The organism is Pirellulales bacterium (genome assembly GCA_035533075.1).
Taxonomy (GTDB): domain Bacteria; phylum Planctomycetota; class Planctomycetia; order Pirellulales; family JAICIG01; genus DASSFG01.
In genome coordinates, this window is record DATLUO010000215.1 from 19,799 (window position 1) to 42,238 (window position 22,440).

At 62.5% G+C, this 22,440-nt stretch carries 19 protein-coding genes; 13 read left to right on the forward strand and 6 right to left on the reverse strand.

Features of this window, described 5'->3' with window-relative positions; all coding sequences use genetic code 11:
• The first annotated feature begins 149 nt into the window (after positions 1 to 149).
• Positions 150 to 362, forward strand: a complete 213-nt coding sequence (locus VNH11_27350; GenBank protein HVA50112.1) for a hypothetical protein — start codon at positions 150 to 152, stop codon at positions 360 to 362.
• Between the two features lie 12 nt (positions 363 to 374).
• On the opposite strand, the gene VNH11_27355 is transcribed toward VNH11_27350, so the two are convergent.
• Complete coding sequence (locus tag VNH11_27355; protein HVA50113.1) at positions 375 to 1,493, reverse strand: hypothetical protein; 1,119 nt, start codon at positions 1,491 to 1,493, stop codon at positions 375 to 377.
• 335 nt (positions 1,494 to 1,828) lie between these two features.
• On the opposite strand from VNH11_27355, the gene VNH11_27360 reads away from it, so the two are divergent.
• Positions 1,829 to 3,034 (forward strand): class I SAM-dependent methyltransferase, encoded by a 1,206-nt coding sequence (locus tag VNH11_27360; protein HVA50114.1) that lies wholly within the window; start codon positions 1,829 to 1,831, stop codon positions 3,032 to 3,034.
• 377 nt (positions 3,035 to 3,411) lie between these two features.
• Here VNH11_27360 and VNH11_27365 read toward each other — a convergent pair whose 3' ends face one another.
• On the reverse strand, positions 3,412 to 4,875 hold the full coding sequence (locus VNH11_27365) for a serine hydrolase (protein HVA50115.1): 1,464 nt from the start codon (positions 4,873 to 4,875) through the stop codon (positions 3,412 to 3,414).
• A gap of 1,122 nt (positions 4,876 to 5,997) precedes the next feature.
• On the opposite strand from VNH11_27365, the gene VNH11_27370 reads away from it, so the two are divergent.
• From VNH11_27370 to lpxB, 11 genes are all read left to right on the forward strand, one after another.
• Positions 5,998 to 6,777 (forward strand): hypothetical protein, encoded by a 780-nt coding sequence (locus VNH11_27370; GenBank protein ID HVA50116.1) that lies wholly within the window; start codon positions 5,998 to 6,000, stop codon positions 6,775 to 6,777.
• Entirely contained in the window at positions 6,774 to 7,097 is a 324-nt protein-coding gene (locus VNH11_27375) for a hypothetical protein (protein ID HVA50117.1), read from the forward strand. Before VNH11_27370 ends, VNH11_27375 begins: the two co-directional genes overlap by 4 nt.
• Positions 7,098 to 7,108: 11 nt before the next feature.
• On the forward strand, positions 7,109 to 7,459 hold the full coding sequence (locus VNH11_27380) for a type II toxin-antitoxin system PemK/MazF family toxin (GenBank protein HVA50118.1): 351 nt from the start codon (positions 7,109 to 7,111) through the stop codon (positions 7,457 to 7,459).
• A gap of 400 nt (positions 7,460 to 7,859) precedes the next feature.
• Positions 7,860 to 10,433 (forward strand): aryl-sulfate sulfotransferase, encoded by a 2,574-nt coding sequence (locus tag VNH11_27385; GenBank protein HVA50119.1) that lies wholly within the window; start codon positions 7,860 to 7,862, stop codon positions 10,431 to 10,433.
• 165 nt (positions 10,434 to 10,598) lie between these two features.
• Entirely contained in the window at positions 10,599 to 11,657 is a 1,059-nt protein-coding gene (locus tag VNH11_27390) for a DUF262 domain-containing protein (protein ID HVA50120.1), read from the forward strand.
• Entirely contained in the window at positions 11,654 to 12,112 is a 459-nt protein-coding gene (locus VNH11_27395) for a HEPN domain-containing protein (GenBank protein ID HVA50121.1), read from the forward strand. Before VNH11_27390 ends, VNH11_27395 begins: the two co-directional genes overlap by 4 nt.
• A gap of 47 nt (positions 12,113 to 12,159) precedes the next feature.
• Entirely contained in the window at positions 12,160 to 14,304 is a 2,145-nt protein-coding gene (locus VNH11_27400) for an alkaline phosphatase family protein (protein ID HVA50122.1), read from the forward strand.
• A gap of 372 nt (positions 14,305 to 14,676) precedes the next feature.
• Entirely contained in the window at positions 14,677 to 14,931 is a 255-nt protein-coding gene (locus tag VNH11_27405) for a hypothetical protein (GenBank protein ID HVA50123.1), read from the forward strand.
• Positions 14,932 to 14,969: 38 nt separating this feature from the next.
• Positions 14,970 to 15,359, forward strand: coding sequence for a hypothetical protein (locus tag VNH11_27410; GenBank protein ID HVA50124.1), 390 nt, complete (start codon positions 14,970 to 14,972; stop codon positions 15,357 to 15,359).
• Positions 15,356 to 17,314: an alkaline phosphatase family protein gene (locus VNH11_27415; protein ID HVA50125.1), complete on the forward strand. Its 1,959-nt coding sequence runs from the start codon at positions 15,356 to 15,358 to the stop codon at positions 17,312 to 17,314. The genes VNH11_27410 and VNH11_27415 overlap by 4 nt, the downstream gene beginning before the upstream one ends.
• 142 nt (positions 17,315 to 17,456) lie before the next feature.
• Positions 17,457 to 18,737: a lipid-A-disaccharide synthase gene (gene lpxB, locus VNH11_27420; protein HVA50126.1), complete on the forward strand. Its 1,281-nt coding sequence runs from the start codon at positions 17,457 to 17,459 to the stop codon at positions 18,735 to 18,737.
• A gap of 75 nt (positions 18,738 to 18,812) precedes the next feature.
• Here the strand turns inward: lpxB and VNH11_27425 are convergent, their stop codons facing one another.
• From VNH11_27425 to VNH11_27440, 4 genes are all read right to left on the reverse strand, one after another.
• Positions 18,813 to 20,078 (reverse strand): hypothetical protein, encoded by a 1,266-nt coding sequence (locus tag VNH11_27425; GenBank protein HVA50127.1) that lies wholly within the window; start codon positions 20,076 to 20,078, stop codon positions 18,813 to 18,815.
• Between the two features lie 393 nt (positions 20,079 to 20,471).
• The gene (locus VNH11_27430; protein ID HVA50128.1) at positions 20,472 to 20,642 is read right to left on the reverse strand and encodes a hypothetical protein; all 171 of its coding nucleotides are present in this window, start codon (positions 20,640 to 20,642) and stop codon (positions 20,472 to 20,474) included.
• A 60-nt stretch (positions 20,643 to 20,702) separates the two neighbouring features.
• Positions 20,703 to 21,584, reverse strand: a complete 882-nt coding sequence (locus VNH11_27435; GenBank protein ID HVA50129.1) for a GDSL-type esterase/lipase family protein — start codon at positions 21,582 to 21,584, stop codon at positions 20,703 to 20,705.
• Between the two features lie 114 nt (positions 21,585 to 21,698).
• Positions 21,699 to 22,343 carry a hypothetical protein gene (locus VNH11_27440; GenBank protein HVA50130.1) on the reverse strand — a complete coding sequence of 215 codons (645 nt, stop codon included), beginning with the start codon at positions 22,341 to 22,343 and terminating at the stop codon, positions 21,699 to 21,701.
• Between the last annotated feature and the right edge of the window lie 97 nt (positions 22,344 to 22,440).

Genomic DNA, 22,440 nt, shown 5'->3' on the forward strand with positions numbered 1-22,440 from the left:
ACGCATGGGCCAATATAACGCCGACGGCCCCGCAGTGGCACGAGTGCTCACCAGGATGGCGACAATGACCGAGCTTCATCATCCGAGGACAGATCCGCTCTGAAAGTTCGCGTTTGTCATTCGCTGTCACCTCGGATAAACTGATTTGTATGAACGCCGAACCGATTCAGGCCCTGTTGCGACGCCAGCCATTCGCCGCCTTTGAGGTTCACTTGGCAAACGGCGAGGTCTATCAGGTCCGTCACCCGGAAAACGCGGTGGTGCTTAAAAGCAACCTGTTTCTCTTCTATCCCGAAAAAGACAGCTTTGTGATTGCGGCAATGGCTCAAGTGTCGAACGTGCAGCCGCTCCAGCCGGCGTAGTTCTTTCTGCCGTCAGTGGCCCAGTGCCAGCACCGCGAAGGCCGTTGCCGCGTCGGACATGAATTTGCCGGTGTGGCTGCTGGGATCGCGTTTCTTGAACACCGACGCGCAGGGCCACGCGCCGCTCGGCGACTGATGGGTCTTGAGCCATGCGAGGCCTCTGGCCACCCTAGCGTGGCTTTTGTCCACGCCGGCGGTCTGCGCGACGTGAAGGAGCAGGCCCGTGGCATAACCGTCGGAGGCGGTCGATTGCGGGGTGCCGTCGCTTCGCGCCCACGCGCCGAGCGAGGGCAAGCTCCAACCGCCGTCGTCGCGCTGACGGGCGAGCAAGCGTTCGATCACTTCCCCCCGCTGGTCCGTCGTCAGAATCCCCGAGACGTTCGCTGCCGCCCATAAGCCCCAGGCCTGATTGTGCAAATCTTGCCTATCCAACTCCGAACGCAAATAGTCGCGCAGCAACTCAAGCCCGGCATCGGCGTCTCGATCGGTCCCGGCGGTGTAATAACCCGGGGCCGTGCCGACCGCAATGGCGGCCAACGCCGCTCCAAAATACCTGGCGGGCACGATTCCCCAAGGCGGCTCGCCGAAGTCGAGCCAGTCCCACGTTCCCTTTTGTTCGCCCGTCCGCACCTGCGTGGCCCACAGGTTTGCGAACGCCCGTTTCGTGGCCTCGCTCGGCGACGTGCGGCCTTGATGGCGGCCGTCGAAGGCGAGCACGACCGCGTTGAACACCGCTTCGGTGCCCCGCGATTCTCGCTTCTTCTGATCGCTGCCGTCGTAGTACAGGCCGAACGCCTTGCTGTCGAGATCCGTCCAGTGCCCGACGCGCATGCCGATTTCGGCCAGCAGTTTTGCCTCCGGTTCTGCTGGCGGCGACGTGCCGGAGAGACCGCGCAGGACCGGTCGCGCCAGCGCGTAGGGCAGGAGCGTGTGGCAACTGATGCACGTCGACCGCGTGGCTCCCGTGCCGCGGCCATCGAACGCGAACCAGGCTCTTGCCCGTTCGTCGAGATAGCTTGCCGCCGCCTGCGGGTTCCAGCCTGGCCCCTCACCGCGGGCAAAAGCCACCGGCCAGGCAACTAGAACGACGATCAGTGCAAACAGGCTTTGCTGTCGACGCGGGATGTCCATAGCGATAGCCTATCGCCCCTTGCATGGAAAGGAAAGCAACAGGCCCTGTTGCTTCTCCATGTCGGGCCGTGTTTCGCAGAGCGCGAGGCTGTCGCGCGCGCGGCGAGCTCGCGCGATGCTCGCGCTCGTTCACGCGCACTCGCGCGCGAGACTCTTGCATCATGCCGACGCTTTGGCTAAAGTAACGCAAGTGATCGCTCGTTCGACTTCGTCTTCGATCGATCGCGCGGACCTCGAGGTCGACGGCTGTTGAGGTTTCCTTGTCGGAAGCCGACGCGGCGCTGGGAGTCGTTACCTCGAGGTTTTTTTCTGCGCCTCGATCTCGCGCCCCTCCCGTGATTCCCGACTACGAAGACTATCGTTGGCTCGTGGGCGACGCGGCCGGGCACGCGCTGGCGACGCTCGCCTCGTGTTCCGGCGAGCTGCTGCAAGAGGCTTCGCGACTTCGCCGCGAGCATTCGACGGCCCGCGTCCACCTGTTGCTCGAACAGGTCGAGCTGCGGCGCCGCGGCCGAGGCAAGTTTGCCGACGCGGACCGCATGTTCTTCACGGCCCTCGGTCTGGAGCAGGCCACCGACCAAGGGACCGCGGCCTATAAGGCCCTGCGGTTCCGCCGTTGCGAGACCGGTCCTGTCTGGGATCTTTGCTGCGGCATCGGCGGAGATTTGACGGCACTTGCCCGCGGCGGCGAGGTCGTCGGTGTGGAGCGCGACCGCGTCAAGGCATTGCTGGCCCGCGCGAATTGCCAAGTGTTGACGGACCGCGTGGCAGCGCAGATTTTGGTGGCAGACGCCGAACACCTTCCCGCCGCGCCGGCGCTGTGGCACATCGATCCCGATCGACGCTCTGCCGGACGCCGCACCACGCGCGTCGAGCGGTGTCAGCCGGATGTCGATGCTCTCGATTGGCTGCGTCGTTCGTCTACGACGGGCGCCATCAAGCTGGCGCCGGCGAGCCGGGTGCCGGATGATTGGCGCCGGCAGGCCGAGCTGGAATGGCTCAGCCGCGATGGAGAGTGCAAGCAGCTTGTGGCCTGGTTCGGCGAGTTGGCGTCGGCGTCGGGGATGCGACGGGCGACGCTCATTCTCGACCGCGGGCTGCCGCCCACGATTCGTACGTTCGTCGGCCGGCCCGATTGCTCGCCGCCGGTGGCGACGGACTTCGGCCGTTACCTGGCCGAGCCTGATGCCGCCGTGCTGGCCGCCGGCCTGACGGGAACGCTCGCCGCCGAACACGGATTGTCGGCCGTTGCCGCCGGCGCGGCCTATTTGACCGGCGACCGTGCGGTCTACGATCCGGCACTCGACTGGTTCGAAATCTGCGAGGCATTGCCATTCGATATCAAGCACGTCAAGGCGGCTTTGCGCCGGCGGCAGATCGGCCGGCTGGAGATCAAAAAACGGGGCGTCGAGGTTGTTCCCGAACAGCTTCATCGCCAGCTTCGCGTGCCCGGCGACGAAAGCGCGACGCTCTTTCTGGTTCGTCGCGGCGAAAAAGTCTCGGCCGTCTTGACACGCCGGATGACTCTCGCGGCCGAGTAGCGCTTGCGACGTCATGTGGCGTCCCATTCCGCTTGGCTGACACCCTTTTGGTCCTTTCCGGCGGATTTTCGCAAGCGTGCCTTCCAAGCGGGCACGTGCCGCCGCCTTCTCTTCGGCGGTTGGTTGGCGTTCGGCGGGCGCTATCGACCAATGCACGACTTGGTCGTTGCGAAGCCGCTACCCGATCACCGATTCCAACACGCGACGCTGCTCGTCGGACAGATCGGCCACATTGCTCGATTGGTTGATAACCATCATTAAAGTATACCACGGTCCGCGAGATTTATTCGCCAGCGCGGCATTTGTCGGCCGTTCGGGACGTGTGTGGGGGAAGCTTCGTCACGGTCCCAGTCGCAGAACTCGTGAGAGATCTGGGCCTAGTCTTGCTTGCCAACCAGCTCGGGTTCTTTCTTCGAACCGAAGCCGACATTCGGCTCGGCAGAGAAACGCGCTTCATCACCGCTGAACTTCAGGACGACCGTCACGACAAACGGCGTTTCATAGAAGCAGATTTTCGCCGTGTAGGTGCCGTCTTCGGTCCAGGCGCCGCTGGCCGCCATCGGTCGCTCAGGAAACGAAGCCCAGGCCAAACGCCCTTTCCGCCACGCTCCGCGACCGCAAACGAGCCGTCGTTCCGCGCCGTCGATGCGCATGACAAGCGTCGTGACGCCGTCCTGCGCGTCGTTCGCGAGCGTGATCGACTCCAGCTTGCGATCGTTCGCCGCGAAGACGTACTTCTTGCCCGACACTTGCGCCGCAGAACCCGCGTCTTGCGGCACGCGCAGCGATAAATGCTTCAGCGTGTCGCTCAGCTTGTTGGCGCCGGCTTCGTCAGGCGGCAACGGAGACGGATTGAAGGCCGGCAGGAGCTTGTCCCAGATCAGATTCAGCACCGACTGCATATCCTTCACGCCGCTGGTGATCGCGATCACGGCATCTTGTTCGGGCAGCACGATGCAGTATTGCCCGAAGGCCCCGTCGCCACGGTAAGCTCCGTGGCGAGATCGCCAGAACTGATAGCCGTAGCCTTGGTCCCAGTCGCTGGCGGGATTGCTGCCGTTGGAAGTTTGCCGGGCGGTCGCGGCCTCGACCCACGCCGCGGGCACAAGCTGCTTGCCTTGCCATTGACCCTTCTGCAACAAGAGTTGGCCGAAGTGGGCGATGTCTTCGGTGCGGATGCTCAAGCCGTAACCGCCGGCGCTGATGCCTTGCGGGCTGGCTTCCCAAGTCGGGTGTTCGATCCCCAGCGGCTCGAAGAGGCGCGGCCGCAGGTAATCGAGCAGCGTCATGCCCGTGGCCTTCTGCACGATCGCCGACAGCATATACGTGGCCGACGTGTTGTAGTGGAAGTGCGTGCCCGGCTTGAAGGGCACGGCGTGGGCCAGGAAGGCCTTCGTCCAAGGCTGGTCCTGTGGTCGCGGCGGCTCCGTTTGCTGCCCGGTCGACATGCGGAGCAAATCGCTGACCCGCATGGCCTTGAGGTTGGCGCTCGGCTCCGGCGGGGCGTCGTCCGGAAAAAACTTCAGCACTTCATCGTCAAGGTTCAACTTGCCCTCGGCGATGGCCAGGCCCACGGCCGTGGCCGTGAAGCTTTTGCTGAGCGAATAGAGCGAGTGCCCAGCGGCGGCCTCGTAGGGCGACCACCATCCCTCGGCGACGACCTGCCCGTGACGCACCAGCATGAAGCTGTGCAGCGAGTCGATGTTTTTGTCGGCCGCCGCGACGAACGCCAGGAGGGCCGCGGACGACACGCCTTGCGCTTCCGGGGTGCTGCGCGGCAAGTCGGCCGCCATACACAGAGAGCTGTTCAAGGCGAAGCAAGCGAGCATCACGTTTTTCATGGTCGATTCAAGGAGAAAGCGAGGTAGACTGTCGAAGTGATTTCCGCCTATTCCAGGTTAGCCGCGGCGTGCCAGGCAAACAAGGACCGAGGGCGAGCTCGCTTGCGCCACCTTGCCTGCCGACAGCAAGCGAGAAGCGTAAGCGAGGAGATTAGCCATACCTGCCGCGCTTATGGTTCGGGTTCGTGTACGCCCCTGAAACAATGGGTAGTGACTCCATTTCAGCCGGTATCAAATCTAATCCGTGATTTTTAGTCGGGTTCGTGGTGATGCCTGGAAAGCGGGCAATTATTCTCCGACCGCAGGCGGGTCGATATTGCTGCGGTTCGGCTCTCTCCGGGACTGTGTTCGCCATGATCGCTGCGGTCTTTCGGTATTTCGTCAAAGAGGCGAATGGGTCGCGGCGAAGCTTGGCCTTGTGGAATTCTATCCCACCAAGAACGCCGCCGCCACGACCATCAACCACAGCAGCGTCTTCAAGCTGAACTGGGGGCGGCGCATGGGGGCTATCTCTTCAGGTCGCTAGCTTGCCGTTCCCTGAGAACTACCGGACGGCTGCCATGAGTGACATGGACGGCCACCGCGCAGATCACATAAAAAGCCCCGACGCGACCACGAAAAATACTGCAAGGTGAGCCACTATCTTTCGCAAGCTGAACTGAAAACGGCGGGACATGGGGGTAGTTTAACGCGCGGCGACGGCGGCTGCATGGCGTGCTTGGATGACACAACTGGAGCGCGCGGCGACCAAAGCCGGACGCGGGCCAACATTTTTTCAACGTGCAAAATGCTTGCCTAGTAGGTCGCCGCCAGCTATGGTTGAATTATGAGTCGTTTGGAGCTAACTGCCGTCACTGCAAAAACTTGCGTGAATTGGCCTTGAACAGAGGTCGCTTTTTTGATATAAGCAAGTCTTGCTCATATCAAAAAAGTTCCCTTCAAGGCATTGCAATCGCTCCGAACCCTGGTTATCGTCGGGGTTCTTAAATGTCGATAGGAACGAGTACCGACCGATGTAGGGCGGCCGGTGGCTCGGCAGGATGCCAGCCATTGACAGACGAAATATGCAGCCGGCCGCGCCGCTATGGTCGCGGCCTTTGTTTTGCGCAGACCGAGAGCAGCATGATTGACCCTGAACACGAGCCAACGCACAGGCCGCGGGAGGGTGCGGCGATCGCAACGATTGGATTTGGCATTCGGGTCACGTTTTACCCAGAGTTGAGGCTAGAGAGAAAAAGAGGTCATGAGTTTGCGGCTGTCTTATCAGAATTCCTGAGCATCGACAGCGACGAGATACAGAGCCATCGTTGGTCATTTGTTGCTCCGCTTGCTGGAGCCAACGAAAGCCGAATGAACATCGTCGTTAACCCGAACTCAGCCCACATTGACTTCAGGTCGCCACATCAGGAGACGGCCGAACTAAAATTCACGAATGTTCTAGAGGCCCTGGGCAAACACTTTGAGCCTAAAATCATTTTGCAATCCTCCGCGATTGTTCGCGGCACCCTGGACATCGACGGTGATTCTCGGCAATTTGTTGCGGCTCATCTGATGAACATGCCAGAGAGCAGGCATGAAAAACTTGGGCGACCATTGCACTTGCTTGGCATTCGGGTGCTTTGTCCTCCATTTAAGCGGGTTGATCCGGCGACGAACCAGGAATCTGCGGTCGAGTGGTCAGTGAACCTAAGAGTCGAGTCACTTATCGAGGATGTGCGGAAGTTATTCATCGAAGCGGACGCAGATTGGTTCGACGTGAGCCAATGGGACAGCGACGTAGTAGAAAAGAAAATCGTAACTCAGCATTTGGACGACGTAAAGAAGTATCTAGATTCTTCGGTTTTGTCTTTTTTGGTGGGAAACGGCCACGACATTTCGCCAGACGGCGGAGGTAACTTATGAGCACTGGTTTTCGTTGGGCGCGATTTGCGGAAAACGTCAAGGGGGGCTTTACAGTCGATTGGCGTCCAGATGTTTTTCGCGGTGTCGTTTGGCCGTCGGAAAACGATCAAGCGTGGCCATTTGACTCGCCTTTTGAGGAATACCTGCGCTATGAATCCGCCAGCAGTGGCGAGTCAGTCGAACGCCTTCGGGAGAGAGAAGGAAATGCGCAGAAGGAGGTGGGTCGTCTGGCCCCTTCGCAAGATAAACTACGGATTCTTGCGGAGCGCAGCACCCCACCCGCAAAATATCTCGAAGGCGATGAGTCCTCTCCATTTTAATCGGCTCCGAAATGCCGAGCAAAAACTTCAAGCAAGGTGCAATCGTTTGGGCTAAGCTCGGGCCGCGTGGTCTGTACAAGAAGCGCCCTGCAGTCATCCTAACCCGCGACTCTGAGCTAGACGCAACGAAGTCGTTTTTCGTCGCCGCCGGCTCGTGTCAGGTCTCGTCCCCCCTGGCAGCAAACGAGGTGCTTTTGCCTTCAGGCGGATCGCTGCCACATCCCTTGACTAGGCTGAAAAAACCGACGGTGATCGTGTGCGACTGGATTGAGGAAGTGACCTATTCAGACGTGATCCAATGGGGAGGCGAGACGCCCCCGACTGCGCTTTTGGAAATCCTCTCCAAACTGCCGAACCTGTAGCTGCCTACCAGCCAATTTAGACGCTAGACCCCTATCTCATCTCATCGGCTTGGCGTCAACCGCCCCGACCGACGCTGGAATGGCGGCAACCCCCGGAGTTTGCCACATGACCATCGGCCTTGTCCCCGCAATTGCCTTGGCTGTTATCGGCCTCGGCGTGCTCATTGCCGTCGTGGCGATCATCGCCCAGGGCATCGGCAAGAAGTAGCGCCCCTCGCGGCTGCTGGCGCCACGCCTAAAAACACGGCACTCCCCTAGGGAGCCAAAAGCCGGTTTTCATTTGACTTGCGAGCAAATGGAATCACTACCATACAATGCCGCCTGTTGCCGCGCGCCTCGAATCACCTTAATATACGGCGAATCCCGTTTCTGTTTGACACGCTGCGCGGAGCCATCATCCATGCGATGCAAATTTCAATGCTTGAACCTCGCCGCCAGGCGGACGACCCTGGCGGTGGCCCTGCTCTTGGCGCCGGCAACGCTCGCCGCCGCGGCGCAAAACGACGGCAAACCGGCCGACGGCACGGCGAAGTCGCCGGAAAACGCGGCGGCCCCCGCCAACAAGACGGAAGCCGCCCCGGCCCCGCCCGTAAAGCTCGGCCTGGTCACGAACGATCCGCGCGCGTTTCAGGGCTATAACCTGATGTCGCCGCTGAACTCCGATCGCACGTATCTGTTCGACATGCAAGGACGCGTGGTGCGCACGTGGCAGAGCGATTGCTCCCCATCGCTGTGCGCCTATCTTCTCGACAACGGCCACGTGTTGCGCGGCGGTTCGATCGGCATCGAGGCCCAGGTGTTCGGCCCCGGTCCGGGCGTCGGCGGCCGCATCCAGGAGTTTACCTGGGACGGCGATTTGGTGTGGGACTTTCGCTTCTACAACGCCCGCCAGCTTCCGCACCACGACATTACGCCGCTGCCGAACGGCAACGTGCTCATGATCGTTTGGGACCGAAAGACGGCCGAAGAAGTGCTGGCCGCGGGGCGCCGGGCGGAATTGACCGGAGACAGCCATCTGCTGGTCGATTCGCTGGTCGAGATCAGGCCCACCGGCAAAAGCAGCGGCGAAGTCGTCTGGGAGTGGCACCTCTGGGACCACCTGGTGCAGGACTTCGACAACGGCAAGCCGAACTACGGCAACGTGGCGGAGCATCCGGAGTTGGTCAACCTGAACTACGGCGAGGATGCGCTGGCGCCGATCGCGACCGACAAAGGCGCGGCGGACAAACTGAAAAGCGTCGGCTATATCGGGGCCAACGCCGGGCCGGGCAAGCCCCGCGCCAACCCCGACTGGACGCACTGCAACGGTGTGGCCTATAACCCCCGCCTCGACCAGGTGATGGTCAGCGTTCACAACTTCAGCGAGCTGTGGATCATCGACCACAGCACGACCACGGCCGAGGCCGCCGGCCACACGGGCGGCCGCAGCGGCAAAGGCGGCGACCTGCTCTACCGCTGGGGCAACCCGCGCGCCTATCGCGCCGGCAAGAAGGAAGATCAGAAGCTCTTCGCCCAGCACAACGCCCATTGGATCGTCCAGGGTCTGCCCGGCGAAGGTCACGTGCTGGTTTTCAACAACGGCGGCAACCGGCCCGACGGCAGCTATTCGTCGGTCGACGAGTTGGTTTTGCCCGTCGATTCACAGGGGCGCTACGAGCGTCAGGCGAGTACGGCTTACGGTCCGGACGGGCCGGTGTGGAGCTACACCGCGCCGAAGAAGACCGACTTTTATTCGTTCTTCATTTCCGGGGCGCAGCGTCTGGCGAGCGGTAACACGCTGATTTGTTCCGGCGCCAACGGCACCCTCTTCGAAGTGACGCCGGAGAAAGAAGTCGTCTGGAAATATGTCAATCCCATCAAGGGCGGCCTGGGTTCGCCGGGCGGCTTTGGTCCGCCGCCGCGGCCCGGCGTAATGATGCCGCCGATCGCACGCGTGCTGCTGGCGCTTGGGCCAGAGCAAGCGGCGCAGCTCGACGAGGTGCAGCAAGACGTCGATCGCAGGCTTGCCAAGTTGCTGACGGCCGATCAATGCCAGCAACTCGCCGAGCCGCATCCGCCGGAGCAGCCCACGCAGCCGCAGTCGCAACCGCCGGCACCAGGCAGTTCCGGCCCGACCTTCCAGGCCGGCCAAGTCTTGTCGGCGGCGGAGCAACGACGGTTGAAGCTCTCCGACGAGCAAACGAAAGAACTGACCGCGCTGCAGAAGGAGGTCGATGGGCGGCTCGACAAGATTCTGAGCGACGAGCAGCGGAAGCAAACCAAGGGCGGATTCGCGTTTGGTGGTCCGCCGCCGGGCGGCCCTGGAGCGGGTGGTCCTAGCGGGCCGCCCCAGCCCGGCCAGCTTCTGCCGCCGTTTCTGCGAGGCGGCTTGAATCTGACGGACGAGCAGAAAAAGCAACTCGACGAGTTTCAATCGCGGGCCGACGACGGGCTCGCCAAGCTCCTCAGCGACGAGCAACTGAAGCAGTTCAAAGATCCGCGCGGTGCGGGCAGCCTGCCCCAGCCGGGCCAGTTCATGTCGCCGGCCCTGCAAGCTCGCTTGAAGTTGACCGCCGATCAGAAGAAGGAACTGCGAGCGCTGCAAAAAGAAGCCGACGCCAAGCTCGCGGAATTATTGAACGAAGACCAGCGGAAGCAATTCGAAGAGATGCAGGCCAACGCGGCCCGCGGCGGGTTGTTCGCGGCCGGCGCCGGCGGAGCGAGAGGTCCCGGCGGCCCGCCCGGGGGACCCGGTGGCGCGCCGGGTGGGCCTGGTATGCCGCCCGGCGCTGCGGCGGTCTTCGGCTCGTCGGGCGTGATGCCGGTGTTTCGCGTCTACCGTTTCGCGGCCACCCATCCCGGCCTGGCCGGCAAGCACCTTGTGCCCGGCAAGACGCTTGAAGAGATCGAGCCGAAGCAGCCGAAGAGCCCGCCCGCCCAAGCCGACACGGCTGAGTCCAAATCAGTGCAAGCCGTCGGCGCCAAGACCAAATGAGTTGCATGCATTTGCTATCGGACGCAGAATCGCCGACAATGCAGGCGATGATCGACGCGAAACCCACCAGCAGCTTGACGAGAGGAATCCATGCCGGACGTAGTTCCGTACATTGATGAATCGCTTGATGAAATCGATGATGAATCGCAACGGTTCTTGCCCGGATTGGATGTCGAAGAAAACGCCGACCAGGAGGGCGAGGAGTATTACGCAGTCGAATACTCCATCTCCAGCTACGGTGCAGATTACCCGGTCGACGGCCTGGTAAAGCGGATCGACGCGGGCAGCATCTTCATCCCTCCTTTTCAACGCGGCTACGTCTGGAACATCTATCGTGCGTCGCGGTTTATCGAATCCCTGTTGTTGGGCTTACCCGTGCCGGCCATCTTCTTGTCTCGCGATGAAGGAACGCAAAAACTGCTGGTGATCGATGGCCAGCAGCGGTTGCGCACGCTGCAGTACTACTATGACGGCGTCTTTCCGGCCGCTGAGGCGGCGTTCAAATTGAAAGGGGTCAATGCGCGCTTTGAAGGATCGACCTACAAGACCCTCCGCGAAGAAGACCGCCTCCGACTCGACGACTCAATCCTCCACGCCATCATCGTCAAACAGGAAAAGCCGCTCGACGAGGATCCATCGAGCATTTATCACATTTTTGAACGGCTTAACACGGGGGGCGTGTTGCTGCAACCGCAGGAGATTCGCAGTTGCATTTTCCATGGGCCATTATCGAAGCTTTTGCACGAGTTGAATAGCGATGTGCGATGGCGCGCGATTTTCGGCAAAGTCAGCAGCCGAATGCGCGACCAGGAATTGATTCTCCGCTTCTTCGCTTTGTTCTACAATCAGAGCGATTACTCCAAGCCGATGAAGGAGTTCCTTAATCGCTTCATGGCGCACCACCGGTCATTGAATGCTGGCACGGCTGCCGAGTTTCGCCGCGCGTTCGAGGAGACCGTTCGCCTGATATACGACGCTTTGGGCACGAAGGCCTTCAAGCCAAAACGCGCCGTAAATGCCGCGCTTTGCGATGCAGTCATGGTTGGGACCGCATCCCGACTGAAAGCCGGCCTTGTCGAAGATGCCGCGGCCATGAAGGCCGCCTATGCGGGCCTGCTGGCGAATGCGGATTTCCAGGCAGCGATCGGCTCGGCGACCACGAACGACGCCAGCGTACATGCCAGGCTGAAACTCGCGCGCGGGGCGTTCGCAACCGTCCCATGATGACGAAAGAGTTGGCGGGCGCTCGCGACCGCATCAACAGTTTGCTGGCGAGGGTCGCCGAGATTGACGACGCCGAAATGCAGTCTCACTGGGCGCGTTACTTGTGCGTGTTGGTTTGCGGCTTTCTAGAGGTTGCCGTGGCCGAACTATTCATGCAGTATGCCGAGAACCGGGCGGAACCGAAGGTGGCCAGATTTGTGGCGAAGCACCTGCGGCGCTTTCAGAATCCGAAGATGGCCAGAATTCTCACGGTGATCGGGGAATTCAGCACGGAGTGGCGCGACGAAATCGAGTTAGCAACCAACGGCCAGCTTGCCGACGCTGTGAACAGCGTCGTGGCAAACCGGCATCTGATCGCGCATGGTCGTAGCGTTGGGATCAGCTACGTGCGCGTCAAAGACTACTTCGCCTCGGTACTCAAGGTCGTCGAATTGCTTGACGCACAGTTGGCGTAGCCCTCGCACATCGAAGCTAAGATGAAAGTTTACCAAGAATGAGAGCAATGCTGAGAGAACCCGCGCCAGCCTCCGGAAATGCTTCACCCACGTCCGCATACAGAGCCGGGCTGCTGCTGCTCGCGATCGCCCTCGTGTTGTTTGCTCCGCGCACGGCCCACGCTTACATCGGACCGGGCGCCGGCTTCGCCCTGGCTGGCTCGTTTCTGGCGGTGTTCGCCGCGGTCGGTTCGGCCATCCTGCTGCTGCTCACCTGGCCCGTTCGATTGCTGTGGCGAATTGTGTTTCGCAAGCGGGCTCCGGCCCGCAGCCGCGTCAAACGGGTGGTCATCCTGGGCTTGGACGGTCTCGACTACGGACTTACCGAACGATTGCTGGCCGAAGGCAAGCTGCCCCATCTCGCCGCGCTGCGCGACAAGGGCTGCTTCAGGCCGTTGGCCAGCACGTTGCCGCCTATCTCGCCCGTGGCCTGGTCGTCATTTCAAACCGGGGTCAATCCGGGCAAGCACAACATCTTCGACTTTCTTACGCCCGACCCGCATACCTATCAGCCCAAGCTCAGCTCGGTCGACATCCGGCCGCCGCGACGCACGCTGCGCCTGGGCAAACTCAACATTCCGCTGGGCAAGGCCGACGTGCGGCTGTTGCGCAAGAGCAAGCCGTTCTGGAACGTGTTGAGCGAGTACGGCATTTTCAACTGCATCCTCCGCGTGCCGATCACCTTTCCCGCCGAGAAACTGCGCGGCGTGCAACTCTCGGCCATGTGCGTGCCCGACCTGCGCGGAACGCAAGGCATGTTCTCTCATTACACCACCAGGCCGCCGCAGGAGGGAGAAAAAACGGGCGGCGAAGTCCACACGGTCGTGCGGCAAGGCAACACCGTGCGGGCAGAACTGATCGGCCCGCCGCATCCGCTCGACCCTGCCCGCGGAAATCTGAAGCTGCCATTCGTCGTGACCATCAAAGACGATGGCCGCGCGACCCTCAAGGTGGGCGGCGCGAAGCAGGAACTTGTGCCGGAGCAATATACCGACTGGGTGCGTGTCCGCTTTCGCATCATGCCCGGAATGAGCGTCACCGGCGTGTGCAAGTTCCTGCTGTTGCGGACGACGCCCGATCTCGACTTGTACGTCACGCCCATCAACATCGATCCGGAAAGCCCGGCGATGCCCATCGGTTATCCGGCGGTGTATCCGGTTTACCTGGCGAAGCGGCAAGGCGCCTTCGCCACGCTCGGCCTGGCCGAAGACACGTGGGCGTTGAACGAGCACGTGCTGCGCGACGAGCATTTCGTGCAGCAATGCGTCGATTTCGACCGCGAACGCGAGGCGATGTTTTTCGACAGTCTCGACAAAGTCCCCAGCGGCGTGTGTGTGTGCGTGTTCGACGGCACCGACCGCATGCAGCACATGTTCTGGCGGTATCTCGACGAACAGCATCCCGCTCGGCCGAAGGACATTCCTGGACCGCTTCGGCACGTGATCGAAGACCTTTACCAGCGCATGGACGGACTGGTGGGCCGGACCGTCGCCAAATGCGGCGACGATGGTACGATGCTGATGGTCCTCTCCGACCACGGCTTCAACACCTTCCGCCGAGGCATCGACCTCAACCGCTGGCTGGAAGAGAACGGCTATTTGGTGGTCGATGACGCGCGGCGCCACGAGGAGCACCTGGCCGGCGTCGATTGGTCGCAAACCCACGCTTTCGCCCTGGGCCTGACCGGCATTTTCGTCAACCTGCAAGACAAGTATGCTCAAGGCATCGTGGCTGCCGGCGAAGCCGAGGCGTTGCGGCAGGAAATCGCCGGGCGTCTGGCGAGCTTGGTCGACGCGCAGACGGGCACGAAAGCCGTCAAGCGGGCGTATCTCGCCCAGCACGTTTATCGCGGGCCGTACAAGGACCAGGCGCCGGACGTAATTGTGGGTTACGAGCGGGGCTATCGCGTTTCGTGGGAAGCGGCGATCGGCAAGACGACGCGGCAGGTATTTCACGACAACACGAAAGCCTGGAGCGGCGATCATTGCGTCGATCCTTCGGTGGTGCCGGGCGTGTTGTTTTGCGACCGCCCGATCGAGACCGAAAACCCGCGGCTGCTCGACATCGGCCCCACGGTGCTCGACCTGTTCGGCATTGACGTGCCTGACTATATGGACGGCAAGCCGCTGGCGGTTATCTTGCCATCGGGGTAGTGATTCCGTCGACAAAAGATTCAGAGGTCAGCACATCAAAAGCCAAGGCACTTCGTAGCCGCCCCGCCAACGCTAGAATAGGGGCATGACCAAACCACCATTGCCCTTCTTCATAGACGGTCTGCGCAGCGGAATGCCGCGGGACACAGCCCTCGGCTGATGCCACCTTCGTGGCTGCCGTGGTATGTCCGACGGCAGCGCGTGAGCCGCGCGGAATCCGAAAGGGGGCGACCCCCGATCGCCAGCAAGCGGACCGCTAACCCTGCCCGCTTTTCAGGCACCAGAAAAAAACCGCCCTGCAACCGCTCGTGATTTCGGCTGTTGAGGGGACCGCCCCCTCGCACGCGGGCGTTGCCGTGGTAGAATCGGGACATGGAAACCATCAAAAACCTGAGCGACATTGCTCCGCAAGACTTACCGGCGCTCGAACGGCTGATCGGCGCACCGCTCGATCCCTTGCGGCATCAGGCGGTGGTCGTGCGCGTACTGCCCGTGGCTTCGTCGATGGTCGGCTCAGCAGCGGCCGGCACGCTGCCCGAATGGTGCGACGTGCTCGAAGGGTTCTCCGACGAGGATCTCGAAGAATTTGACGCAATCCTGGCGGACCGCCCGAAACTATCCCATTAGGGTGCGACATGGTGGCCAGCCTGCTTGACACGAACACCGTGTCAGACATCATCCGCGCGGCGGCAAAGCGGCACGCTTCGGTCACCGTCCATGCGTCACTCTACTTGCAGGCGTATGGCTGGTTTTCGTTCTCCGAACTGTCGTGTTATGAAGTACTTCGCGGACTCAGGAAGAAAGGTGCCACAAGGCAGCTTGCTCATTTCGATCGCTTCTGCCAGCCGGCAGACCGGAAGGCTGTGTCGATGGAGATCCTCGATTCCGCCGCTTCACTTTGGGTCGAAAGTCAGCGCCAAGGCCGGATTGTGGGCGACTGCGACCTCATTATCGCAGCGACGGCGCAGTTCTTCAAGTTGGGCCTCGTGACCTCCAACACCAAGCACTTCAATTGGATTGGCGGATTGCAACTTTTCGATTGGCGGCAGCCATGAGTGAGCCATCGCGTCGAAAGCCGAACCGCCGCACCTTTCTTAAGCGCTCGGCCCTGGCCGGCGCCGCCGTGGGAGCCGCCGCCGGCGCCTATTGGGTCGGCGGCAGGCGGCGGGCGGCGCGAAGCCTGGGCGAAAAAGTCATCGTCATCGGCGTCGACGGCATGGATCCGCGGCTGTGCGAAACGATGATGAGTGAGGGTCTGCTCCCCAACCTGGCCAAGCTGCGCGCCAGCGGCGGCTTCAGCGATCTGGGCACGAGCATTCCGCCGCAAAGCCCCGTGGCCTGGGCCAACTTCATCAACGGCGCCGGACCGGGCTCGCACGGCATCTTCGACTTCGTCCATCGGCACCCGCACGAGCAGTGCGCCCCGTTCTATTCCGCGGCCGAAACCGTCGACGGCAAGACCGTGCTCCGCCGGCAAGGCGTTCCCTTTTGGGACTTTCTCGACGCGGCGGGAATTCCGTCGACGTTCTACGATTTGCCGTCCAATTATCCGCCCAGCCCGTCGCAGCACGGCCACCATCGCTCGCTCGCCGGCATGGGAACGCCCGACATGCTGGGCACCTACGGCACCTATCAGCACTTCGCCGACAACAATCCGCTGGAACCGGCCGAAGACACGGTCGGCAAGCGGTTCGTGCTGTCGTTCGACGATGACAAGGCGGAAGCGACCCTCGTCGGACCGACGAATACCTTGCTCGACAATCCGGAGCCCATTGCCACCTCGTTTCAGGTGTTCCGCGACCGCGCCGCCGACGCGGCGCTGATCGAAGTGCAAGGCCAAAAGATTCTGCTCAAGGCGGGCGAGTGGAGCCGCTGGACAAAAATCAAGTTTCCCCTGGCCTGGTACGCTCCCAACATCACGGGCATCTGCCGCTTCTATCTGCAGGAGGCTTCGCCGAACTTCAAGCTGTACGTCACCCCCATCAACATCGACCCCAGCGCGCCCGCGGCGCAACTTTCTGAGCCGGCTTCGTTTATCCAGGACGTGTCGGAACGGCTGGGACTGTTCTACACCACGGGCTTTCAGGAAGACTACAATGCCCGCAAAGACGGCGTGTTCCGCGACGACGAGTTCCTGCGGCAAGCCAACATGGTGCTCGAAGAGCGGCTGGCGCTGTTCGATGACGCGGTCGACGACTACGACGACGGCCTGCTGTTTTTCTATTTTTCCAGCAGCGATCTGCAATCGCACATCTTCTGGTGGACCTCTCACGACAAGCATCCGGTGCGGTCCGACGGCGAAGCAAAGAAATACTTCGAGCATGTCCGCCGGCTCTACCACCGGCTCGACGCGGCGGTGGGCGATCTCTACGATCGTTACGGCCCGAAGGCCACGATCATCGTGATGAGCGATCACGGCTTCGCCAATTTTGCGATGCAGTTCAACCTCAATTCCTGGCTGCGGGCCTTGGGCTATCTCGGTCCGCCGGAATGCACGTCGATCATGAAGGACGTCGACTGGTCGCAGACCGTGGCCTACGGGCTGGGACTCAACGGGCTGTATCTGAATCTGAAGGGCCGCGAGCGCGAGGGCATCGTCGAGCCGGGCGAGGAGCGGGAGGCCCTGCTGACGGAGTTGGCGACGCGGTTGGAGGCGGTGACCGATTCCAACGGCCAGCGCGTGATCCGCAACGTTTATCGGGCCGACCAGGTGTATTCGGGCAATGCCACGGCACTGGCGCCCGATTTGATTGTCGGCTATTGCCGTGGTTATCGGGCGTCGTGGGCCACGTCGCAGGGCGACCTCACGGACGACGTGTTGTTGCCCAACGACTCGGCCTGGAGCGCCGACCACTGCGCCGACGCGCTGGAGGTGCCGGGACTGCTTGTGAGCAACCGCCCCCTCCGCGGCAAGAATCCAAAATTGATCGACGTGGCGCCTTCGATTTTGGGTGTATTTGGCTTGAACGTGCCGTCGTCGATGACGGGCAGGGACGTTTTCAAGGGTTGACCTTCCGGAGTTGAAGGGACCATTGGGGGTGCAACCCAACTGCACTTCCTGATTTCGGGCGGATCTGCCATACTCCGCGGCCCTTTTCCCGGCCTGGCTGGTGCCTGGACGGCCAGAGGTTTTGGAGTTGCCGCAGCACGTGATGTCCCGCCGGCCCTTGACGATTTTCTTTTCCGTCGGCGAACCGAGCGGCGACCTGCATGCCGCCAACCTGATTCGCGCGCTGCGCGGCCGTCGCGGCGACATTGTGTGCGTCGGCTATGGCGGCCCGGAGATGGCCCGCGCCGGCTGCCGGCTGCACGCCGATCTCACGGCCCTGGCGGTGATGTGGTTCCTGCGGGCGATCCTCAACCTGCACAAGTTTCTGGCGCTGGTTTCGCGGGCCGACCGCTACTTCCGCCACGAGCGGCCCGACGCCGTGGTGCTGGTCGATTATCCCGGCTTCAACTGGTGGATCGCCCGGCGGGCCAAGGCCCACGGCATTCCGGTGTTCTATTACGCCCCGCCGCAGGTCTGGGCCTGGGCAAGCTGGCGCGTGAAGAAGATGCGGCGCTTGGTAGACCACGTGTTGTGCAGCCTGCCCTTCGAAGAAACCTGGTTTCGCCGGCACGGCTGTCATGCCACGTTCGTCGGCCATCCCTATTTCGACGAAGTGCGGCGTCGCGACCTGGACCAGGCGTTTCTCGACGAGCAGATCGCCCGCGACGGGCGGCTGGTGACGCTGTTGCCCGGCTCGCGCACGCAAGAGGTCGAGAACAACCTGCGATGGTTCTTGAAGGCGGCGGCACGGATACACGCGGCGCTGCCCGACGTGCGGTTCGCGGTGGCCAGCTTCAAACCGCACCAGGCGGAATATGCCCGGCGGCTGGCGGCCGAAAGCGGACTGCCGATCGAGGTCTACCTGCGGCGCACGCCGGAGCTGATCGAACTGGCCGACTGCTGCATGGCCGTGTCGGGATCGGTGTCGCTGGAGCTGCTCTATCACAGCAAGCCGACGGTGATCCTGTATTACGTGAGCCGGCTGGCGATTTTCGTGCAGAGCTTTTTCCGCCGCGTGAAGTACATCACGCTGGTGAACCTGCTGACGGCCGACGAGTTGTTTCCCGACGACGTGACGCCCTACGATCCCGACTCGCCCGGCGACCGGCACGCGCTGTTTCCTGAGTATCTCACCTGTCTCGACCGTTCGGAGCGGCTGGCGCGGCACGTCATCGACTGGCTGGCCGATGAACCACGGCGGCGGCAGCGTATCGGCGAGTTGGCCAGGCTGAAGCGGCGCGTGGGGCACGGCGGCGCGTCGCGTCGGGCCAGCGAATACATTTTGCGGGCGCTGGGACGAAGTCCGGCGGTCGTTCCGAGGCCGCACTTCTTGCCCGGCATGCCCGTCGCCAGTAGCGGCGGCGCGGCGCGCAACTGGTCGTAGGCTGGGACCAGCGAGCTGGCGAGCGCCGGCCCACCATTTGAGGCGTCAGGTTTCAGGCGACAGGCGTCAGGAAAGCTACCGCAGGAACCACGGCGTCGTCGTCGAATCGCTCTTGAAGAACTTCAACAGTTGCCCGCCGACCTTTGGCTGCCCGCTCGGCGACTCGTGCGTGCCGTCCTGGGCAAAATCGGCCTCCGCATAACTCAGTCCGTCGGCGTTGGCCTTCGTGCCGTTGGCCCATAAATAAGCGCCCCAGCTCAGCCAAGGCGCCTTGACCGGTCCACGGGCAAGATCGAAGTTCAAATCGGCCTCGCCGCCCAACTGCCGCTCGATCAGCCATTTCACCGAGAAGCCCGATTCATAGGCATAAGGTTCGGGATTGAGCGGCGTCTTGGCATAACCGCCGTAGGTCCGCGGCGAAAGATAGCACAACTTGACGTTGGGAAATCGCTCCGGCAGGATGCGCACGTTGCGGGCCAGATCGCGCTGCAGCTTCTCCGCGTACTTTGGAAAACCTTGATTGGGGGCAGCCTCCGCCTGCTTGATCCACACGGCCTGCACCTGGGCCCGACTCACGCCGGCCGCTTTTAGCCGCTCGTCGACGGTCGACCAATACTTTTGCCCAGCTCCGCCGTCGTCGGGGTCGGCGATGCGGTCGGCCGTCATGCCGCCTTGGGCGCCGTTGACGATCACCAACTGGGGATTCTTTTGCGGGTCGCCGTCGGCCAGCCGCTTGAACGCTTCCGACGCCTGCGCGGTGTTGCTCATGCCAACGGTGAGCAGTACGATTCTGCCGTTTGCATCAGGCTTCCCCTCTTCGTCGAGCGGCTGCACCCGCGATGCCAAATTCAGGCCAGCGGCTTCGTGGTCTGCGGGGCGGTCGTTCTTTCCGTCCGGATAAAGACCACCCTGGAAGCCGTGGTATTCGTCGCGACCCAATTCGGGCAGCGGTTTGAAAGCCGAAGTATCGACCTTGGCGACGGGCCTCGCTTGCCCGCCCGCGGATGCATTGCCCGGTCGGCCGGCTGGTCCGCCCAGCTTGAGGCCCAGGAGCGTGTTAGGGTCGCTATCGAGCCTCCGGAACATGATCGCCGTGCCTGGTTTGAGACGCTCGTCGCTGAGCCGCGCGGCGATCGGCTTAAACTCGGCATCCATCAAACGGGTCTGTTCGGCGATCTTGAACTCCTGCTCCTTGTCGGCGAACGCGATGGTGACCGTCCCTTTTTCGCGGTCGATTTTTTTGAGCGTCCCAGGGCGCGGGCCGTCCTGGGCACGCGCGTGTTGCGCGGCAACGATACAGGCGACCGTCGTGAGGCCGACGAGGAAAAGTGTTCGGCACATGGTTTACCTCCAATTTGGCATTCGGGCTCCAAACGGGCGAAATCGCAAACTGCGGTCGAATTTCGACGCGAGTCGAGTCTACCGCGGCGACAATACGGTATCAACAAGCTCGTTCCGACGTACCGTGGCGCCCCCCGCGTCGCGTTACTTTTCAGCAATCTGAACGAGCAATTAGGCACAATCGACCCCCGCGGCCGGCGTGGACGTCCTCGACCTGATTCCAACGACCTGTCGCCACCCATAAGTCTGAAACGCACCAAGATTTGCTTTCTAACATGTTTGTCACAGCGAGCGGCTTGGTGGCTGCTTCTCTTTTTCGACGTCGCCCGCTTGCGGCGCGTTGCCCTGCTGCGTGTGGCGGTGAGCCGAACTCGGCTCGCAGGTGCCGCTCATTCACGTCTTGACGCCGAACCGCGGCAGGACCCAGGCCTGCAGAACGATCCACAGCACCACGATCGCGATGGGAAGCAACAGTTCCATGTTTTGTCTCGCAGTCTTGAAGGGGAAATTGCCGAGCATAACGCTTACTTCGGCAAAGCGCGTGCCAGCGGTTGTTTCGGCCATTTTGGCAGTCTATCGCCCGGTCAGCGCGCGAAACCGCACGCTGTAACGCGCGGCACCCCCCTATCGAGAATTGCCGCGCGGGAACCCTCCGTAGAGCCGTTCGAGCGCCGCCAACACGACGCCGGCCAGCAGGGCGTTGCCGTGCTGGTTGGGGTGCAGCCCGTCGTCGCTCAAGTACGGGCCGCCCAGCCATATTCCTGGCGGGGCAACCGGGCTGGTGAGCACGAAGCGGCGAATCACCGTGTCCGAAATCAACTCCAGATCGTGCTCGCGAGCGATCTGCCGCTCCAAGCCGGCGTAAGGGTCGATGATGAAGCCGCGCGGCACCTCGATGAGCACGACTTCGGCGTGGGCCTTGCGAGCGGCCGCGATCAACGTTTCCAGGTTGCGCTTGGTCGCCGCACGGCTGGCCGTCTTCAGCAACGTGGGATCTTTCAAAAAGTCATGGCCGCCGAGTTCGATCACCACGGCCTGCGGCTTCGCCGCCACAAAATCGGGCAGCTTTTTCAGCGCTTCGGCCGACGTCACGCCCGGCTGGCCGAGGTTCAGCACCGGCACGCCGACCAATTCGGCCAGCACTTCGGGATAGCCGCCTTTCTTCGTGTAGGAGGTCAGACTGTCGCCGATGCAGACGATGGGGCGACGGTCGAGCGGGGCCACCGCGTGGTTGGCGCGTACCGCACGGTAGGAATCGAGAGCGAAGCCGAGCCAGGCCAGCCAGATCACGCTCGGCAGCAGGAAACGCCGGTGTTGTTCTGAGATTCTGAATACCGACATCGAGGTCGCGATGCCTGCCGCGGCCGAGGCCATGAAAACCCACAGGCCCACAGGCCAGTCAACTCGCTTCACCAGAATCACGGCGGCCGGCGCCATCAAGTAAAACGCGGCCGGCCGCCGGCGCACCGCGGCCACGGTATAAGCGGCCAACCAGCACGCCGTCATGGCGACGATTCCAGACGGAAAGGTCAGGAGCGACGCGGCTAGGGCGAGGACGATTGCCAACGTGCGGCAAATACGCCTGGCGGATTCGCGGACGGAACTGCTTCCACGTGACATTTATTCTTCGACTCTCGGCGCTTCGACCGGCACGGCCGGTTGGCGCGGGGCGTGCTGCTCGGCAATCGTCTGGCCGAGGGTGCGGGCGATGAACGACAAGACGATCAACACGACGGCTACCAACGGCACCTGCCAGATATAGCCCGCCGAGGCGGAAGCCGCGCGACGCCGGCCCAGCGCGCGGCCGCCGGACAAGCGCGTGTCGCGCGCAGCCGCGCGACGCGGGGTGGGCGGCAAAAGCCGGTCGAGATCGAGCGCCGGACGCGGGGGCGGCGGCGCGCTGGCCGCCCGAGGCGGCGCCGTGGCCGGCGCCGCGGGCACGTCGATCGACAGATCCGAATGACGTGCCGAACTGTGGCTGGGCGGCGGCGGTGCGCTCGGGCCGCGGAGCTGAGCGTCATACTTGGCGCGCTTCCGCGGATCGACCAGGCACAGCCGCGCGGCGGCGATTTCGTTCAAAATCCGCGTGGCGTCGTCGGCGTGCGGCCCGGTCTGAAAATTCCGCACGAACGAGCTTTGCCGCAGCACCGCGGCCTCGATCACGTCCAGGTCCCGCTCGTCGGGCTGAATGCCCAAAAGCTGGTAGTGCGTCGGCGGCCGCCGGTCTTCGGGAATGCCCAGCCACTTGCGATACGGGTCGAACATTTCAGGAACCCTTGCCCATCCCCTCGCTCGGAGTGTATCTTCAAACGTTGCCGGCCGATGGTAGCGGGGCAACAGACGAACGGAACTGTGGCTCCTC

Coding starts and splice junctions, on each gene's coding strand:
- VNH11_27350 (HVA50112.1), top strand. CDS start 150: ATGAACGCCGAACCGATTCAGGCCCTGTTGCGACGCCAGCCATTCGCC.
- VNH11_27355 (HVA50113.1), bottom strand. CDS start 1,493: ATGGACATCCCGCGTCGACAGCAAAGCCTGTTTGCACTGATCGTCGTT.
- VNH11_27365 (HVA50115.1), bottom strand. CDS start 4,875: ATGAAAAACGTGATGCTCGCTTGCTTCGCCTTGAACAGCTCTCTGTGT.
- VNH11_27370 (HVA50116.1), top strand. CDS start 5,998: ATGATTGACCCTGAACACGAGCCAACGCACAGGCCGCGGGAGGGTGCG.
- VNH11_27375 (HVA50117.1), top strand. CDS start 6,774: ATGAGCACTGGTTTTCGTTGGGCGCGATTTGCGGAAAACGTCAAGGGG.
- VNH11_27380 (HVA50118.1), top strand. CDS start 7,109: ATGCCGAGCAAAAACTTCAAGCAAGGTGCAATCGTTTGGGCTAAGCTC.
- VNH11_27385 (HVA50119.1), top strand. CDS start 7,860: ATGCGATGCAAATTTCAATGCTTGAACCTCGCCGCCAGGCGGACGACC.
- VNH11_27395 (HVA50121.1), top strand. CDS start 11,654: ATGATGACGAAAGAGTTGGCGGGCGCTCGCGACCGCATCAACAGTTTG.
- VNH11_27400 (HVA50122.1), top strand. CDS start 12,160: ATGCTGAGAGAACCCGCGCCAGCCTCCGGAAATGCTTCACCCACGTCC.
- VNH11_27405 (HVA50123.1), top strand. CDS start 14,677: ATGGAAACCATCAAAAACCTGAGCGACATTGCTCCGCAAGACTTACCG.
- VNH11_27415 (HVA50125.1), top strand. CDS start 15,356: ATGAGTGAGCCATCGCGTCGAAAGCCGAACCGCCGCACCTTTCTTAAG.
- lpxB (HVA50126.1), top strand. CDS start 17,457: ATGTCCCGCCGGCCCTTGACGATTTTCTTTTCCGTCGGCGAACCGAGC.
- VNH11_27425 (HVA50127.1), bottom strand. CDS start 20,078: ATGTGCCGAACACTTTTCCTCGTCGGCCTCACGACGGTCGCCTGTATC.
- VNH11_27430 (HVA50128.1), bottom strand. CDS start 20,642: ATGGCCGAAACAACCGCTGGCACGCGCTTTGCCGAAGTAAGCGTTATG.
- VNH11_27435 (HVA50129.1), bottom strand. CDS start 21,584: ATGACGGCGTGCTGGTTGGCCGCTTATACCGTGGCCGCGGTGCGCCGG.
- VNH11_27440 (HVA50130.1), bottom strand. CDS start 22,343: ATGTTCGACCCGTATCGCAAGTGGCTGGGCATTCCCGAAGACCGGCGG.